Origin of the sequence: Vibrio sp. vnigr-6D03, assembly GCF_002835515.1 — a bacterium.
Lineage (GTDB): Bacteria > Pseudomonadota > Gammaproteobacteria > Enterobacterales > Vibrionaceae > Vibrio > Vibrio penaeicida.
Genome location: NZ_PIZL01000013.1, coordinates 116,885 through 134,470, shown reverse-complemented (window position 1 = coordinate 134,470; position 17,586 = coordinate 116,885). Strand labels below are relative to the sequence as shown.

At 43.1% G+C, this 17,586-nt stretch carries 10 protein-coding genes; 4 read left to right on the top strand and 6 right to left on the bottom strand.

The features are described 5' to 3' along the window. Window positions 1-132: 132 nt before the first annotated feature. Window positions 133-2,610, bottom strand: coding sequence for an EAL domain-containing protein (locus CW749_RS11160; RefSeq protein ID WP_101112170.1), 2,478 nt, complete (start codon window positions 2,608-2,610; stop codon window positions 133-135). A gap of 296 nt (window positions 2,611-2,906) precedes the next feature. On the opposite strand from CW749_RS11160, the gene CW749_RS11155 reads away from it, so the two are divergent. The 3 genes from CW749_RS11155 (at window position 2,907) to CW749_RS11145 (ending at window position 9,909) form a co-directional block, all read left to right on the top strand. Continuing rightward, window positions 2,907-3,956, top strand: coding sequence for an ABC transporter substrate-binding protein (locus CW749_RS11155; protein ID WP_101112168.1), 1,050 nt, complete (start codon window positions 2,907-2,909; stop codon window positions 3,954-3,956). Then, entirely contained in the window at window positions 3,953-7,510 is a 3,558-nt protein-coding gene (locus CW749_RS11150) for an ATP-binding protein (protein WP_101112166.1), read from the top strand. The genes CW749_RS11155 and CW749_RS11150 overlap by 4 nt, the downstream gene beginning before the upstream one ends. A gap of 140 nt (window positions 7,511-7,650) precedes the next feature. Next, window positions 7,651-9,909 carry a YgiQ family radical SAM protein gene (locus CW749_RS11145; RefSeq protein ID WP_101112164.1) on the top strand — a complete coding sequence of 753 codons (2,259 nt, stop codon included), beginning with the start codon at window positions 7,651-7,653 and terminating at the stop codon, window positions 9,907-9,909. A 93-nt stretch (window positions 9,910-10,002) separates the two neighbouring features. Here CW749_RS11145 and CW749_RS11140 read toward each other — a convergent pair whose 3' ends face one another. After that, complete coding sequence (locus tag CW749_RS11140; RefSeq protein WP_237322419.1) at window positions 10,003-10,443, bottom strand: GtrA family protein; 441 nt, start codon at window positions 10,441-10,443, stop codon at window positions 10,003-10,005. Then, window positions 10,434-11,921, bottom strand: coding sequence for a glycosyltransferase family 39 protein (locus CW749_RS11135; RefSeq protein ID WP_101112301.1), 1,488 nt, complete (start codon window positions 11,919-11,921; stop codon window positions 10,434-10,436). The genes CW749_RS11140 and CW749_RS11135 overlap by 10 nt, the downstream gene beginning before the upstream one ends. 456 nt (window positions 11,922-12,377) lie before the next feature. Between CW749_RS11135 and CW749_RS11130 the strand changes: the two genes are divergently transcribed. Further along, window positions 12,378-13,289 (top strand): 1-aminocyclopropane-1-carboxylate deaminase, encoded by a 912-nt coding sequence (locus tag CW749_RS11130; RefSeq protein WP_101112300.1) that lies wholly within the window; start codon window positions 12,378-12,380, stop codon window positions 13,287-13,289. Between the two features lie 53 nt (window positions 13,290-13,342). Here CW749_RS11130 and CW749_RS11125 read toward each other — a convergent pair whose 3' ends face one another. The 3 genes from CW749_RS11125 to CW749_RS11115 are packed head-to-tail and all read right to left on the bottom strand — an operon-like array spanning window position 13,343 to window position 17,584. Next, on the bottom strand, window positions 13,343-14,023 hold the full coding sequence (locus CW749_RS11125) for a hypothetical protein (protein WP_101112162.1): 681 nt from the start codon (window positions 14,021-14,023) through the stop codon (window positions 13,343-13,345). Beyond that, window positions 14,010-14,489, bottom strand: coding sequence for a hypothetical protein (locus CW749_RS11120; protein ID WP_101112160.1), 480 nt, complete (start codon window positions 14,487-14,489; stop codon window positions 14,010-14,012). Before CW749_RS11120 ends, CW749_RS11125 begins: the two co-directional genes overlap by 14 nt. A 23-nt stretch (window positions 14,490-14,512) precedes the next feature. Then, window positions 14,513-17,584: a type I restriction endonuclease subunit R gene (locus tag CW749_RS11115; RefSeq protein ID WP_180958384.1), complete on the bottom strand. Its 3,072-nt coding sequence runs from the start codon at window positions 17,582-17,584 to the stop codon at window positions 14,513-14,515. Window positions 17,585-17,586 lie beyond the last annotated feature (2 nt).

Genomic DNA, 17,586 nt, shown 5'->3' with positions numbered 1-17,586 from the left:
AGCGAGAAAATAATCAAGCATTATTAGGCAGAGTTACGTCATTCAAAATTGTGGCTCGGATAATAACAGACTCTAATTATCCAAGTAACCACCTTTAACAACTCGTTAGCCTTACGTTACACCCTAGTAACCTCAACTGGCTAAAAACTTGAGCACTTTGTTTTTGGTCACTATGCCTAAACACTCTCCTTTATCTCCGGCGATCACCCAAGGCAATGGGACGCCTTTTTTAACGAGTGCTGGAACATCTTTAAGTAACGTCGCGTGGCTAAGAACCGTAAATTTCGTTTTCATCACTTGGCTAAGTTTGCGTTTTAGAATTTGCGTATCGCGTTGCGTTTCTAACTTAGTGCCAAACGTTGAAGTCATATGAAGGTTATACACTTCCCTATCAATCACCCCAACGCAATGTAAGCTGTCTGTCACCACCATGGCTTCTAAATCTGTTCGCAGGAAAATCTCATGCACTTCACTCAGTGCCGTGCTGGGTTCTAAAAATGGTGACATTTGTTCATGCAGGCTCAGTATTCCTGCCCCCTGCTTAGGCAAAGAAAAGCGACGCAACTCGTTCTGTTTTTTCACGTAGTGACGTGCTGTTTCAATATCATCAATAGAAACGGGTTTTGAGAAGTAATAGCCCTGTATGTAATCCACATTCAACCCAGTAAGCACTTCAATTTCTTGTATGGTTTCGACACCTTCGGCAATCACTTTAACGCCTAGGGTATGAGAAAGATCCACCAGCATTTTCACAATGAAGTATTTGTGTGTGCCTATTTCTATATCGAATATGAATTCTCTATCGATTTTCAGATAATCGAAGTGACCATTGCTTAAGTAAGTGAAAGACGAATACCCTGTACCAAAATCATCAATTGCGACTTTAACGCCTCTTTGTCTTAGAGCTTTCAATGCCTGTATATGGCAATCTTCACTATCAAAATAGGCACTTTCTGTAAGTTCAATGGTCACCAGTTTAGGGTCCACACCCGACTCCTCGACCATATTTAAAGTGTTTGTCAGCACTTGTTGCGCACTCATTTTGGTATTAAGTGACCGATTTATCGTAATCCCCACATGCTTGCCAAAGTGACGATGAATTCTTTCAAGGTAATGCAACGACTTGGAACCAATAATTTTATCTAGGGTCGACACAAGGTTCAGGTCTTCAGCAATATTGATCATTTCTTGAGGTGTATATTGGAGCCCTTCAACAGAAGGAAAACGGCAAAGTGCTTCAAACTTAATGACTTGCCAGGTTTCAGTGGAAACAATAGGCTGAAAGTGTACGTCGATGTTTTCTTTCTTAATAAAATCCGTCAAAAGCTCCTCAAGCTTCTTCCTTCGAACCGTTTCTTCATGCATAGAACGGTCGAAGAAGCTTATGTTGTACCCTTTTTTACTCGAATGCTGTTCTAACATCGCCTGAGTCGCATGAGTAACCAACATTTTAGGTTGATTGGTATCGTACCCAAGAACAGATACGCCAATTTTCCCTCTTGTAACGAGCTTGAAAAGATGTTCGTTACCAAACTGACGAATAGCCGTCATGAAGCGCCTGATCTCGCTATGGATAGCCCTGACCCTATTAGCAGAATTGACGCATTTTAGTGCGCACACAAACAGATTATCGCCTTTGTAACCACAAAGGTATTGCTCATCCACCTGAGCAACGGCGTTCGAAAACGCAACCCTCTGCTCTAACGTCGAGTCTTCATCGAACGCAGGTTCTATAGCCAATACGATAATGGTATGAGAATGGCTGTAATGTTTAACAATGTTGGCTAATTTTGATTTAAATTCATCTTCATTAGGAAGCTGCGTCAGCAGTTCAATCCCACCATATTCCGTGTCAGCAATTCGGTACAAATGATTGGATAAATCGACAGTAAACCCGACAAAATATGTCTTACCATTCGCCATCTCCACTTTCTGGATAGTGAGATCCTGAGGCTCTGTTTGACCATTTGCTCGCTTAGACAAAATGGTGCCGCTCCAGTGACCCTCCCTATGAATCAATCGCCAAATTTCTTCAAAGAAGGTATCACTGTGTTTTCCAGCGTTGAATAGACTCGTTTTTTTGCCCAACAGATCATTAAATTGATAGCCCGAGCGTTCGATAAAATAAGGGTTGCAAGCCAATATCCGAGTATCGCTGTCGGTGATAACAATACCATGGTGCCGGTTCTCAAAAATTGCTTGAAAAATTTGCCCAATTTCGTACACAGAAGATAAGTAGAACAACGGTCGGATGTAACCCAAAAGGACGTCACCTTCTGCCCGACTTACTTCTACTTCACAATAAATAAGTAACCCTTTCGTTGGGGTTAGAACACAAAAAATAGAGTGTTTCGAATTGCATTCATGTGTTGACTGAAGCGCGCCTACCAGTTTTTTTTTGTCGTTTACTGGCATTATTTTCAAAAGATCAGCAATAGTCTGAACTTTAAACTGGCTATGAATGCTTTCGACTAAAAAGGGGTCTAGAAACTGAAACTCGTCACTACTGGCATTCCAACGCCAATTTGCTGCTTTATAACCCTGCACCTCCCCTTCTTCCCCACTGGAAATACTCATAGCGTTCAACACTGAAATTAGCGATGTATTCATATTTGATGCAACCCCTTACATTGCAACTAAGAACTCTTATTACATTCAAGCAAACTCTTAAATAATCGGGCGTGACTGGATCAACATTTGTTTGAAAAAAAAGCGATTCAGTCAAATTAGCGACCATTGTGTGAGCTCACTCCCTTTTCATAAAAGCGCAAAAATTGCTTACCAATATATTGGGGTTTCTTTACACCTCACACTTGAAACACCCTCAATCTCTCCTAGCCTTATCTTTAGGTCGTTAGCTCTAAAGCCACTCGTGTCCATCGAACAAATGACAAGAGAAATAATCCATGGGACGTTCCAATTCAGCTCAACCAAAACCATATACTTATTATTACCATGCACTCATCCACCAGTGGTCAAATAGACACATTGTATTAATTTCATTCATTGTCATATCACTTGGCTTAATCACACCGAGCCTGGTTTTCGCGACAACGGTAAACGTAAATTACGTGATTGGGCTAGCAACATGGAGCGGTTATCCAGATAGCGTGGCTGGCTTTAAAGCTGGGCTTGCCATATATGGAATACAGGAAGGAAAAAACGCCTCGTTCATTATGGGCAAAACAGGTGCTAACAAAGAATTACAAACCAAAGTCGCCAACAAAATCAAAGATGCTCAACCAGATTTGGTTTACTCATTGACTACTCCGGGCACAACCATCATCAAGAACGTACTGCCGACAAGCACACCAATTGTATTTTCGATTGTGACTTATCCAGCCGATTCAGGGTTGATAGATTCGTTCGATTATTCAGGTAACAACCTTGTAGGCACCAGTAACTATGTGTCTAACAAACACTATGTCGCCCTACTTAAAAAGGTTCTTCCAGAGACTCGTAAAATAGCGATTTTTCACCGTAAAGGAGAGCCTAATTCTAAAATCCAGGCCTCCAATATTTTACGTCTAATGAAAAAAGAAGGGATAACGGTAAAGATTTTGGCAGCGACAAGCGTGGAGCACGTATCTGAACTGGCCATGGACCAACTAGGTAAGGTCGATGTTTTTATGACCACCACAGACACCCTTATGCAATCGGGAGGGGAAGAAGCACTCATTACTCTATCTCATCAACACAAGATTCCGATTTTAAGCTCCAACAAGTCCGGCATTTTGAAGGGCTCTACCTTTGGACCCGTAGCCGATTTCTATACGCTTGGAAAAATGGCAGGAGAGAAAGCAGGACAGATCTTAGTTAATGATGTGCCACCAACACAGCTTCAATCGGAGCTCCAAGAGCCACCGCTCTTTATGGTTAATACAAAAGCAATAAACATGATGGGAATATCCGTATCAGTCGATATTCGTGATCAACTCATTTGGGTCGCCGAATGAAACTCACCACTAAGGTTGTTTTTACTGTCATTACGACACTGAGTATTCTCATGGCTGTAATGGGATACTTACTGGTATCCAACACCAAATCCGAGATGTCTGACCGCTTATACAATGAGATGGCTCTCGATTCTAACTACGCTTTGAAACGCTTAAATACAAATATTGAAGGCAACATTGCGATGGCTAACATCATCTCTAAAAAAAGAGACATAGCTAAAGCACTCGACCTACTGGAAAACAGAGGAATTAACCAGATACTGAATAGCTTGCTAGAGGTGTACCCGTTAATAAACTACATATTAATTCTCGATGAAGAAAACACCGTATTTGCCACGTCCACCGTCGACACAGAGGGCAATAAAATTAACGGAGAAAGGCTGTTGCTGGAAAGTGTCACTCAACACCCTATGTACAAGGGCTCCAAAGAAGGCAAAACCGTCGTTAGTGACATTCTCTACGACCCTTACCTTCCTACATTAGGGTTAGACCAGCACTTATCACAATGGTTTATAGCCGAAATTAAGATCCGAGGTCGACGTTTAGGTAAAGTCATCATCTCAACAAATTGGACTCAAATTGCCTACGACTTACTCGGAGAGGTCAATCAGTCCATCATCAATGCAGGTCGACCGCTTAAGCTCGTCTTACTCACCGACATGGAAGATAAAATCTACGCGTCCTATGCGCAAGGCGATCTTCTTCTTTCTAACAATACCTATTCACAAGGGAAAACGTACGTACAAAGCCAATCAGAGCTGACGGCAAGCAACACATTAGATCGTACAGGTGCTGCCCTCAAAGCGGTGGTTGTTTACGATAAAGATAAAGCTTTTCAACCTATTTACGACTCGAATCAATTCGTTTTACTCTCATTTATCACAGGCAGTTTCATTATCGCCACGGTGATTGTTGTACTCCTCAGAAAGCTGGTTTTGCACCGTCTCGCTTTGTTGCACCGAGCGACCTACCATATTGGACAAGGCGATCTGGATATCAACATTCCTTCGCTTGGGAAAGATGAGCTCGCGGAGCTGGGACAAGCGATTAACGGGATGGTGGATGGTCTGCAGTCCAAAACCACGTCCATTGAGCGCCTTAATGAAGAAATATTCGCCCGTAAAGAAGCGCTCAAAGAAAAAGAAATCAAAGATTTGCAGCTTTCTGAAGCAAATAAATACATCAAAGGCATTAGCGATAACGCTCCCCAATTGTTCTCTTATGTCGATAAAGATCTTCACTACAGGTTTGTAAACCGAGCTTACCAAGATTGGTTTGGGTTACCGGAAAATGAAATCTTAAATCAGCATATAAAGCTCATACTTGGAGAAAAAATATTCAATGAAGTTCTCCCTTATCTAGAGCAAAGTCTGGCAGGTAAAGAAACTCAATTTGAAAGCCGAATAGATGCAGGATTGGGGCAATCTAGGCATATCAGAGCAACATATTTGCCAGATATAGTAGATGGAGAAGTCGCCGGTGTTTTTGTGTCCGTTGAGGATTTAACCAACATTAAAGAATCGGAGGAGAAACTTAAAGAAACCGTGTCCTTAATGGAAACCATATTGCACTCTGCTGAAAACGGGCTGCTTGTCACCGACAAATATGGCCACTTTCTAAAAATGAATCAGCAATTTTGCCAGCTTTGGCAACTTCCAAACTTGTACACTGAAGAAGGAAGCTCACTGACCTTTATTCACCAAATTCGCTCTCAGCTTGTTGACCCGTCTTCATTCACACTCTCCCCTGATCAGTTAAATGCTGGCAGCCTTGAGCGCTCGTTCGACACGTTAGAGCTAAGAAATGGGAAGGTTATAGAGAGAATTTCTCACCCAATGTTGCAAGAAGGAACACTTGTAGGGCGAGTATGGAGCTTTAGAGATATCACCGATCAAATTGAGTATGAAAAAACAATATTGGATGCAAAAAACAAAGCCGTGGAAGCAGCAAAAGCCAAAAGTGAATTTCTTGCCAATATGAGCCATGAAATACGAACTCCAATGAATGGTGTACTGGGCATGCTGGATCTCATCAATAAAAATGAGCTTACCGACAATCAGAGCCACTACCTAAATTTGGCTCAATCCAGTGCCAAATCTCTTCTCACCATCATTGACGACATTTTAGATTTCTCCAAAATCGATGCAGGGAAGTTAGATTTGGAAGAAGTGAATTTCAACCTATTAGAATTGCTTAATCGATTCAAAGAAATCAATGCTATCAAAGCACAAGAGAAACAAATCAGTTTCCATTTAGATACTCAAAATGTTTCTACTCCGTCGGTAAAAGGCGATCCAACAAGGCTTCTACAAATATTGAATAATCTAGTGGGTAACGCTTTCAAGTTCACCGACCAAGGCGAAATCAAAGTTGATGCTCAACTCACGAAAGCCGAAGGCGAGCTTTTAGTCTTTCAATGCTCAGTAACGGATTCAGGAATCGGCATTAAGAAAGAGCAGCTAAGTGTGTTGTTTGACGCCTTTACACAGGCCGACACCTCAACCACACGCCAATTTGGCGGCACTGGCTTGGGTCTTTCCATCACGAAACAACTGTGTTTACTGATGGGAGGATCGTTAGAAGTCTCTAGCCAGCTAGGGCAAGGTTCTACCTTCTCTTTCTCTATTCAGCTCCGAGAAGGTGACGCAACAATGGAAAACTTACCTCACGAAACAGCATTCGATTCTCAATATTTAACGTCAACAGAGTCGAAATCAAAACCTGAGCAACACGAGGCCAAAGATCCGTATTTGAAACAAGCGCAAAACCGAATCTTGCTAGTAGAAGACAACGATATCAATCAAATTGTCGCGCAAGGAATGCTTGAAAACCTAGGCATCCGATCAGACATTGCTGGAAACGGTCTCGCTGCTCTCCAATCGTTGCAATCTTCCACACCCTATCAACTGATTTTAATGGATTGCCAAATGCCTGAAATGGATGGATATGAGGCCACAATGGCGATAAGAGACGGAGAAGCGGGACAAAACTACAAAAGCATTCCAATTATTGCCATGACAGCCAACGCCATGAAGGGTGATATGGAAAAATGCCTTGCTGCAGGTATGAACGATTACATAAGCAAACCCGTTAACCCAGAGAGCTTAGAATCGGTGTTATCAAAATGGCTTAATTTCTCTTCAAACTCTTCAATCTCCTCAAACCCTTTAAATTCCAGTACCAGCATGAATGAACACAGTGCCGTATGCGATCAGAATGATCCTATATGGGATGAACGTGAAGCTCTGCATATGATGTTCAACGATAAAGGCGCTTTAAACGTCGTACTCAGTGCTTTTATGGAGGAAACTCCAGAACAAATTCACCGGCTTATCTCTGCCATTGATAACGGAGATGTCAGTGAAATAAAGGTCCACTCTCATACCTTAAAGGGGACAAGTAGCCAAATTGGTGCGCACAGCCTTTACACTTTGATGGATGAAATTGAAAAACAGGTAAAATCCCAAAATCAGCTTCCGGATCCCAGTGTAAATACACGTATTTCTGAGCACCAAGAACAACTGTTTTTAAGACTAAATCAATACCTTTCTTAGCAAGCATGAAATATCGATAGAGCCTTTATACGTAAGCCTTACAGCCCCTTAAATACGAATGATTCTCATATAAAATGATAACCTAGTCAGGAAGGTTTTATGCCGCTATAATTCCCGCCTCCTAACGCTGAGGTCAAAAAATGCACAACAAACCCACTCCAATCGATCAATATCCAAAATACTGGGCTGAATGTTACGGTGTCGCCCCTTTTCTGCCCACCAGTAGAAAAGAGATGGATGCACTTGGTTGGGACAGTTGCGATATCATCATCGTCACTGGTGACGCTTACGTCGACCACCCAAGTTTTGGTATGGCTATTATTGGACGCCTTTTAGAGGCACAAGGTTTTCGTGTAGGTATTTTGGCTCAGCCAGAATGGCAAGATAAATCCGATTTCATGAAACTCGGTAAACCAAACCTCTTTTTTGGTATTACCGCGGGTAACATGGATTCAATGATCAACCGTTACACCGCAGACAAAAAGCTTCGTCACGACGATGCATACACACCGAATAATGAAGGTGGAAAACGCCCAGACCGCGCAACCTTGGTTTACTCTCAGCGTTGCCGTGAGGCATACAAAGACGCCCCCATCGTTTTAGGTGGCATTGAGGCGAGCCTTCGTCGTATCGCACACTACGATTATTGGTCAGACAAAGTTAGACGTTCTGTTTTGTTCGATGCCAAAGCCGATATTCTATTGTTTGGTAACGCGGAAAGAGCGTTAGTGGAAGTGGCTCATAGGCTGGCAAATGGCGAAGATATTTCCACTCTCACGAGTATTCGTGGCACAGCAGTAAACCTAGCCGCTGCTCCAGAGCGTTTCAAAGTTATTGATTCTTCTCGTATTGAAAAGCCAGGAAAAGCGTTCGTTCCAACGAACCCTTATCAGGTAGAAACGCAATGTGAAACAAAGCCGAAGGAAGAAGAAAAGGTAGCCAAGGCTGTCACTATTCAACCATCAAGGCACGATGCGAAAACTACCGCAGTGAGAATCCCCCCTTTCGAAAAGCTGAAAAACGACCGTATTCTATACGCGCATGCCAGCCGAATCATGCACCTGGAAACTAACCCCTATTCCGGTCGCGCGCTCATTCAAAAACACGGTGATCGCGAACTTTGGGTGAACCAAGCGCCGATTCCGCTGACAACAGAAGAAATGGATTTTGTGTTTGGGCTGCCTTACGCCCGCGTTCCACACCCTATGTATGGTAATGCGAAGATCCCCGCTTATGACATGATTAAAACATCAGTCAATATCATGCGTGGTTGTTTTGGTGGCTGCTCTTTCTGTTCGATAACAGAGCACGAAGGACGTATTATTCAAAACCGTTCGAAAGAGTCGATCCTTAACGAGATGGAAGAAATTCGCGATAAAGTCCCAGGCTTTACCGGTACCATTTCTGATTTAGGCGGACCAACAGCCAACATGTATCGCCTCGGTTGCTCCGACCCACGTGCAGAACAGAACTGTCGAAGACCTTCCTGTGTATTCCCGGGGATATGCCATAAGCTAGACACCGACCACAAGCACACCATCGATTTGTATCGAGAAGCGCGCAAGGTAAAAGGCATCAAGAAAGTCATGATCGCGTCTGGCGTTCGCTACGACTTAGCCATTGAATCTCCAGAATACGTGAAAGAGCTCGTCACGCATCACGTAGGCGGCTATTTGAAAATAGCACCCGAGCACACCGAGAAAGGTCCGCTAGATAAGATGATGAAGCCGGGCATGGGCACCTATGACCGATTCAAAGAAATGTTTGAAAAGTTCAGTAAAGAAGCCGGGAAAAAACAGTATTTGATCCCTTACTTCATTGCTGCGCACCCAGGTACTGAAGAAGAAGACATGGTGAACTTGGCACTGTGGTTAAAATCGAATAATTTTGAATGTGACCAAGTCCAGAACTTCTACCCGTCACCGATGTGTAATGCGACCTCCATGTATTACTCGGAAACCAATCCACTCAAGCGAGTGAAATACAAGCAACGTGAAGACATCCCCGTTGCGAAAGGAGAAAGGCAGCGACGCTTACACAAAGCGCTGCTTCGTTACCATGATCCGGCTAACTGGCCAATCATTCGCGAAGCACTGATCAGCATGGGCAAAAAGCACCTTATTGGCGATAAACCTGGCTGCTTGATTCCTGCGGAAGATCTCGACTCCAAAACGCCAGCGCAGCGCCGCCGTTCTGGTAGACATGGTGCAAACCGCTTTGCGACCAAGCATACCAAGAATCAGCCCGATATCCGTAAGCCTGATAGCCGTAAAGAAAATGGAAAGGGTAAGCCTTCCACCAAGCCGAAATCCAAAGGGCAAGGTAAACCAGCGCATCAATCTGCTGGCTCTAGCAAGCCAAAGAATAAGCAGAAGCATCGCGCTAAAGCACATCAATAGAAAGTTATTGATGGAGCCAGAGACAAAAAATGCGACCAATTGGTCGCATTTTTATTTGTTTTTTCAGAATCAACGCTTGCTGCTAGACCTTCATTAACTGGTTTCTTTGTCGGCAAATACCCACTTCGAACTCAAGAAGTAGTTACTGAACATTCCTACCAAGATTCCCGCTACAAGCGCCACAAAAGGCATGGCTCCTTGATCACCAAAAACAGCGATAACCAGTTTGAACACACCTAGGTTGGGTATCGCAGAACAGAGCGCCGCAACCATGTGTTTTTGCCACTGCTTCGCTTTATTGGACTTTTCTCTGTCACTGAACGTCAGAACTCGGTTTCCAACCCATGTTGCGGTTGCCGCTAAAATAAACGCGATAACACGCGAAGAAAATATCGGCATTTCTGCAACATAATACAGAAGAGAAAATACCGCGGTATCGACTAAAAAGCCGATACCGCCAACAAAGGCAAACTTAAACAGCCGATGCTGAAATAGTTTATGCTGCAAAGCCTTAAGCTGAGAAATCACTGGCACAGGTAACGCGAGCGTTTAGGTGATGCCACTTCGAACGTACAAGACAAGTTGTATTTCTCAACAAAGTTTCCGATACGCTCATTAGGCCCAACGATGTAATACCCATTCTCATGACCTTCGAGTTGATCCAGTGTATACATTCGCTTCGCCTGACCAAAACTGTAGTACTGACCAGAGAACGGTCGTCCGCCTTCTACATAGAACGTAGGCTTACTGTGATCGATATCGATGAACAGCATTTTGTCGCTACGCTCATTACCTGTTTTGAACATCACTACACAGATAGCAATAATCAGAATGATTGGCGAGATATACGAAGTAAACGTAAACCAGTTGAACGTAAATTGTTTCCCTCGGAACATAAACGCAATGCCAGAAACAACAAGCGCTACAGCAGCAACATACATAATGATCGCATCATTCTTAAGTTCGCTTGCCACATAGACAGATACCAACGTAATAATTAGCCCTGTAATCGCAATGAACTTGAAGTATGTCGCTTTGTAACTCACTTTTTCTTCTGCTAAATACGCCACTAATAACGCAAACGCGGGCATGCCCGGCAGAACGTAGGTAGCAAGAATATTGCCCGAGAACGTAAATAGAATGAGCGGTGAAAGTACCCAGAACAAGAGGAATACAAACACCCCAGGTAATTCAGCAAACTTTTCTTTCAGTCTTGTAAATCGAAAAACCGCAAGCAGAGGCAATACAATAGACCAAGGCAGAGCCGCCAACATCAAGAACAGCCATATCATGCCTCTTGGTTCGTCGTGCGCATTACCGTAGCGATCCCCTTCCCATCCACTCACAAGGAATCGGTTAAAGTGTTCGCCTACAATAAAGTATTCTAAGAATCCTGGGTTTGCTTGTTCGGCTAGGATGTACCACGGCAGCGCAATTACACACATTAGGACTAAGCCGCCAATGATTGGAAAACGCTTCCAAAGCTGCACAAACGCACCGACAAAGCCATGTTGAATAATCAAGAATGGAAGAACGGATAACCCCATCAATACGATGGCCATCGGCCCTTTAGCCAGTAGTGCAAGACCTAACCCAGCAAACCCGATGTAGCCCCATATCTTTTCGCCTCGCCAGCAAAAGAAGAACCCTATCATGGCGAGCGTTAGAGAGAACGTTAGCGCCATATCCGTCATGACAGCGCCAGATGAGATAGAGAATACAGGGATGGTTGCCATGACTACCGCGGTTTTTAGCGGATTAATGCCAACACGTTTTGCAAAAAAACATCCCAAAGCAATGGTTAGAACTCCGACAACCCAATGAGGGAATCGAACGGCAAATTCTGACACACCGAAAACTTCAATGCCCACAGCACTCAGCCAAGTAAACATCGGCGGTTTGCCCAAGAATGGCTCATCGTAATCAAACATTGGCGTTAACCAGTTACCGGTTTCCACCATAATTCGAGCCTGCTCACCATATCGAGCTTCCGTTGTATCCATCAGCGGCATAATACCCAAAGACACAAGCCTTATTAACAAGGCTGCACCTAGTAAGAACCACAAATGTTTCGAAGTTAGCTTCACTTCTCTACCTCTATCAATTCAAATCCCTTACGTGAGATATATCAAAATCAAGTAAGTTCATTCTTTATGTCATTCATTTCAATTCCAATACCCTTGATGCTCTATGAAAATGCGCCCACCTAATCTTACTGGCTGCGAGCTAAGCGAATAGCAAGTAAACCTATCGACATGAAAACCTGTCAACATGCAGACTGGGCGTTTGGGCGGTAATGAAATCAAGCATCTAACTTTGGGTAAAAGTCTGTGTCGCACAAAAGAAAATGCACGAAGGCTGCATTATACCCAAGTCGTATGAAGTTGCGAGGATCACTTTGCAATGCCACTCTCAATGAGAAACAAGATTCTGTTAGACTACAGCTTTATCGCAACACCCGTATCGCTATGAAACTTCAAGCCAGCCCAATTACTCAACACTGCGTTGATGACATTACTTTTTGCCTAAAGAGAGATGAGCTCCTTCATCCACAATTCAGCGGCAACAAAGCCAGAAAATTTATGCAGCTGCTGAACACCGAATACCCAGAAGTAAAAACGGTTATTGGGCACGGATCTGTTCAAGCCAACTCTTTGTATTCGTTAGCCGCACTCGCCCACTTAAAAGGGTGGAGCTTCGAGTTTTATGTGGACCATATCCCGACTTATGTATTAGAAAACCCAAAAGGTAATTACCGCGCAGCGCTGGATTTAGGGGCAAAGATTATTGATGTAAGCCAATTGGAACGCGACGGAGATAATGCACTAAGTAGCGAGCGCTACATAAAAGAGATCAGAAAGCCCGACAACCGTTGCCTTTTTGTTCCAGAAGGCGGCCGAAGTGAGTTGGCAGAATATGGCGTAAAGCAGCTTGCAAATGAAATATTGGATTGGAAAAAAGAAGCAAACATTGCCGCCCTTACCGTAGCCCTCCCTTCCGGTACGGGGACGACCTCTCTCTACCTCAATAAGCACTTAGAAAAACACAATATTCGAGTAGTCACCTGCGCATGCGTTGGCGGCGATGAATACCTAATGCAACAATGGCAATCGCTAAACGAAGAACAGTTTCCACATATTTTGAATACAGGAAAAAAGCACCACTTTGGCAAACTCTACCAAGCCGATTTTGATATGTGGAAAAAACTAAAAGAACAAACCGAAATCGAATTCGACCTGCTCTACGACCCACTAATGTGGCGCTGTTTAATACAAGATTACGAAAAGGAACAGCACGGGACGCTACTCTACATCCACCAAGGTGGATTGCTAGGCAATGAAACTATGTTACCTAGGTATTTGAGGAAGTTTGGGGAGTGACGATGGAAAGTAGAAAAGACGCTCAAAGGCGTCTTTTTTGTGAGAGGTGAAAGTCACCTATTCTTAGCTATATAATCCCTGAAGGCATCTCTTAGCTTTGCAATTGCTTGCTCCTCTCTATCATGGTCAAGAGGTGTAACTCCCATTAGTCTATGACGTTTATGGTGGACAAGTATTTTCTCTAATGAAGCACCAGAGGAATTACTAAATAGAAACCTATTTTCCTTACCCAAGTCTGCTGTCATACCAATAAACTCTCTACCGATTTTTATGCCTAGATTGTTTTCATACAGTTTACACTCAACTGCGATTACAACTTTATTCTTCTTGGGGTGTACTCCGTGTGCTCTACAAAACCTAGCTTCATTCTGATCTATAACAGCCACATCGCACTCATGAATTACTCCAGCTAAACCTTGAACATAAACCCCGACATGAACCTCTAAAATCGGTGCAGAGGCAAATGATATTAAAGCATGAGTAAAAGCATTTGCGCTCGAATAAATAGTTGCCGGAGAGCTTCTAAAAATAAGAGTACTCGGATTTTTCTGATTTCGATTGTCTTCAAATGATACTGTAGCCCCTTCTGCTTGAGCTGCTTTAATAACCAGAGAGAACAAATAGACTTCATATGCATCATGAGCATGGTTTGAGTGATGAACAGGAGCATGCGCCGCCAAAATCGAATCATATGCCGTTGTCAAATCTGTAATATTAGGTTTACTCGCAGACACGATCTACCTCCAATAGAAATCGATCAAATCGTTCCTGACGCGTTTTTAGATCATCCTGAATTTCACGCCATTTCCACAAGCTAGTATCCCTTATCAACTCAAAACCTTTCAGCTCACCATCATCACTGTCCACAAGCTGAATTTCCTTTAACGACGGGTTGATGGAGTGAAATAGCTCAAATGAGCTTTTCTGGAACTCTGGGACTTCTACGTGTAAGAATTTCAATCTATCTATAACTAAATCAGATACTTCATCTTGTGTGTATTCTCTAGTTTTCTCGTAACCTGTGAGCTTTTTATGATCAGTTTTAGAAATAGACTCCCCAAGTTGAAAGTTGTCTGCTGTTAGAGTTGAAGTTGCTTCTTCAGTATACCCTTGCTTTATGGTGCCAACGACCTCATCGAAGACCCAGTTCAAATCTCTTTTCTCGTTCAAAAAGGTAAGTAACTTGATTGATCTACTCATGGTATTCCCTATCGAATTTGTTTTTATTCACCAACCATACGCTGCATGCTTTGCGTCCAAGACGCTTTAAAAGCAGGATCTTGTGCAAACAGCTTGTAGAGTTCTAATTCGTCTTTACGACGTTGAAGCATGATTTCTTTCAGCATCTTCTCAAACGCTAGCTCTCGCGTATGAGGGTCGGCGTTGTTTTGGTATTTAGCTTCGAAGTCTGGGTGATTTCGGATGCTCTCAGCAATATTCACAAACTTAACTCGTTGTTCTTCTGGTGTTGCGCTCCAACCTTGAAACCAACGTTCGTTAAAGATTTGGATGATCTCATCTAACGGGTCTTTTTCAATTTCAGGACCATGAGATCCACGAGGGTTCGGGTTTTGAGGATCTAACTCAGTTTCAGAGTCATCTAGCTCGATGGAATGGTTGAGCTTAACCCTTTGTAATCCATAAGAGCTCAAATCGACTGAATCTAGTAACGAGTCTAATGCTTCTTTATCCGGGTCTTCGACGGAAAGCTTCGGAATCAAAAACTTCAAGAACCAGAACAGTTTTTCCCACTGAACGACCTCATACGGCATGATAGATGCCATCTGGCCATAGATTTTCACAAACTGCTTGGCCTTCACTTTGAAATCGACTTTTAACTCGTTTTCTAGTTCTAACTCGTGGTTAAAACGCGCTGCTGCGATGTCAATGATTGGGCTAAGATCTTGAGCATCTCTTCCTTCAAAGAAACGCTTGTTGAACTCCTCAACTTCAAACCACTCATAAACACCTGTGTCGTCCATATCATCTTTTAGCTCATGAAGAACATTGACATCAGTGGCTTCAGAAAGTGTTGTCGATGTATAGAAAGGGTCGAATGCGGTTTTGATATCATCCACTGAGTTGAAGAAATCCAACACAAACAGATCTTCCATTTTCTTACCGTACTTTGGTGCTGAACGGTTCAAGCGAGACAACGCTTGCACACACAGTACACTTGCCAGTTTTTTATCTACATACATGGCACAAAGCTTCGGTTGGTCAAAACCTGTCAAATACTTATTGGCCACGACCAACAAACGGAAAGCATCCTGATCTACATGCTTAGGAATTGGGGAGTCCGACTCCTTACGCTTGTAGTTCACATCAAAGTAATCTTTGGTATCACCTTCTGGGAACCCATTAAGATCTGCTTCAGTGTATTCGATACCATCAACTTCTTTGGTGCCAGAGAAAGCAATCGCGACTTTAAATGGGTTACCCATCTTATCGAGTTGCCTTGTTAAAGCGCGATAGTAGCGGATAGCTGACTCAATATTTTGAGTCACCACCATGCCTTTGCCTTTACCTTTTAGCTTCTTACCGTTAATCACATGTTTGATAAAATGCTCAAGCATGATCTCGGCTTTGGTATCTATTGTTTCTTGGCTTGCCTCTACATACGCTCGCAAACGCTTCTGCGCTTTTTTACTATCGAACTCAGGGTTATCTTGGATTGATTTTTCGATCTCGTAATAACTCTTATAAGTCGTGTAGTTGGCAATAACATCGAGAATGAACCCTTCTTCGATGGCTTGTTTCATCGAGTACAAGTGGAAAGGAACGTAATTTCCGTCCGCTTGTCTCTGACCAAACTTTTCTAGAGTGGTGTTTTTAGGCGTTGCGGTGAACGCAAAATAAGAGGCATTTCCACGCATCTTACGAGATCGCATTGCCTGTAGGATTTTGTCCTGAGCATCTTCCAGCTCTTCCACTTCCTTCTTACCCATTGCACGGTTCATGTTGTCATGAGCGGAGCCTGACTGAGAGCTATGGGCCTCATCAATAATGACTGCAAAGCGCTTATCACTTAAATCTGCAATACCATCAATAATGAATGGAAACTTCTGAATGGTGGTAATGATGATTTTCTTACCATTCTCTAACGCTGATTTTAGCTCAGACGATTTAAACGCAGGTGCAACAATGTTCTTCACTTCGGAGAACTCTTTAATATTGTCGCGTAGCTGCTTATCGAGCAATCGGCGGTCAGTAACGACGATGACCGAATCGAATAGAGGCACTTCTTTCCCTCTACTTCCTGGTAGGTCGTCGCTGATAGGATAAGTTTCAATGAGCTGATACGCTGCCCATGTAATTGAGTTAGATTTACCTGAACCCGCTGAGTGCTGTATCAGATAGGTTTGCCCAACACCATTAACTGAACAGTGATCAACCAAACGACGCACGACATCCATTTGGTGGTATCGAGGGAAGAACAGAGTTCGTTTGTCCAACTGCTTTTTACTGCTGCCATCAAGGCGAACAAAGTGCTGAATAATATTAGCAATACTTTCTTTACGGAATACCTCTTGCCACAAGTAAGCCGTCTTGTGGCCATATGGGTTAGTAGGGTTTCCTTTACCTAGATTGAAGCCTTTATTGAACGGTAAGAAGAATGTCTTTTTGCCTGCCAGTTTGGTCGTCATATAGACTTCATCGGTATCAACCGCCATATGAACCAAACAGCGTGCGAAGTTCAACAGAGGTTGATTCGCGTCTCTATCATCTCGGTACTGTTTCTGACCATGATAAGCCGCATTTTGTCCCGTCCAATGGTTTTTAAGCTCAAGAGTAATCAGCGGAATACCATTGATGAAAAGCACCATGTCAATTTCTTCCAATGGATTTGCATTGGAATAACAAACTTGACGAGTCACACTGAACAGGTTGGCAGAAAAATCTTTTTTTACCTTCTCAGAACTACTGGCGAGAGGTGCTGGATACATTAACGTTAGAAACGCATCATCAACGTCTAGCCCCTTTTTCAACAAACGCAAAACACCATGACGCTTGATCATACGATCAAAACGCTCAAGGATTTTTCTCTGCCAATCGTGAGGACTAGTGCGCTTGAGCTTTTCTAACTCACTGGCTTGAGTATCTTCAAGGAACTGCCAAAACAAACGGGTATCTAAAGCGTATTGTTTATCAAAGTCACTTGGAGAGCCAATAAGATAAAGATCATTATTGTAATTAAGAGGCGCTTCACCCAACGCTAACTCTTCTTTACAAATACCTGCTAAACCTTTTTCAATTGCGGCCTCTAGTGCCTGTTCATTTGTTTTACTAACCATAA

Excerpts from the sequence above, each read along its gene's own strand:
- CW749_RS11160 (WP_101112170.1), bottom strand. The coding sequence starts at position 2,610 with ATGAATACATCGCTAATTTCAGTGTTGAACGCTATGAGTATTTCCAGT.
- CW749_RS11155 (WP_101112168.1), top strand. The coding sequence starts at position 2,907 with ATGGGACGTTCCAATTCAGCTCAACCAAAACCATATACTTATTATTAC.
- CW749_RS11150 (WP_101112166.1), top strand. The coding sequence starts at position 3,953 with ATGAAACTCACCACTAAGGTTGTTTTTACTGTCATTACGACACTGAGT.
- CW749_RS11145 (WP_101112164.1), top strand. The coding sequence starts at position 7,651 with ATGCACAACAAACCCACTCCAATCGATCAATATCCAAAATACTGGGCT.
- CW749_RS11135 (WP_101112301.1), bottom strand. The coding sequence starts at position 11,921 with ATGCCGCTGATGGATACAACGGAAGCTCGATATGGTGAGCAGGCTCGA.
- CW749_RS11130 (WP_101112300.1), top strand. The coding sequence starts at position 12,378 with ATGAAACTTCAAGCCAGCCCAATTACTCAACACTGCGTTGATGACATT.
- CW749_RS11120 (WP_101112160.1), bottom strand. The coding sequence starts at position 14,489 with ATGAGTAGATCAATCAAGTTACTTACCTTTTTGAACGAGAAAAGAGAT.
- CW749_RS11115 (WP_180958384.1), bottom strand. The coding sequence starts at position 17,584 with ATGGTTAGTAAAACAAATGAACAGGCACTAGAGGCCGCAATTGAAAAA.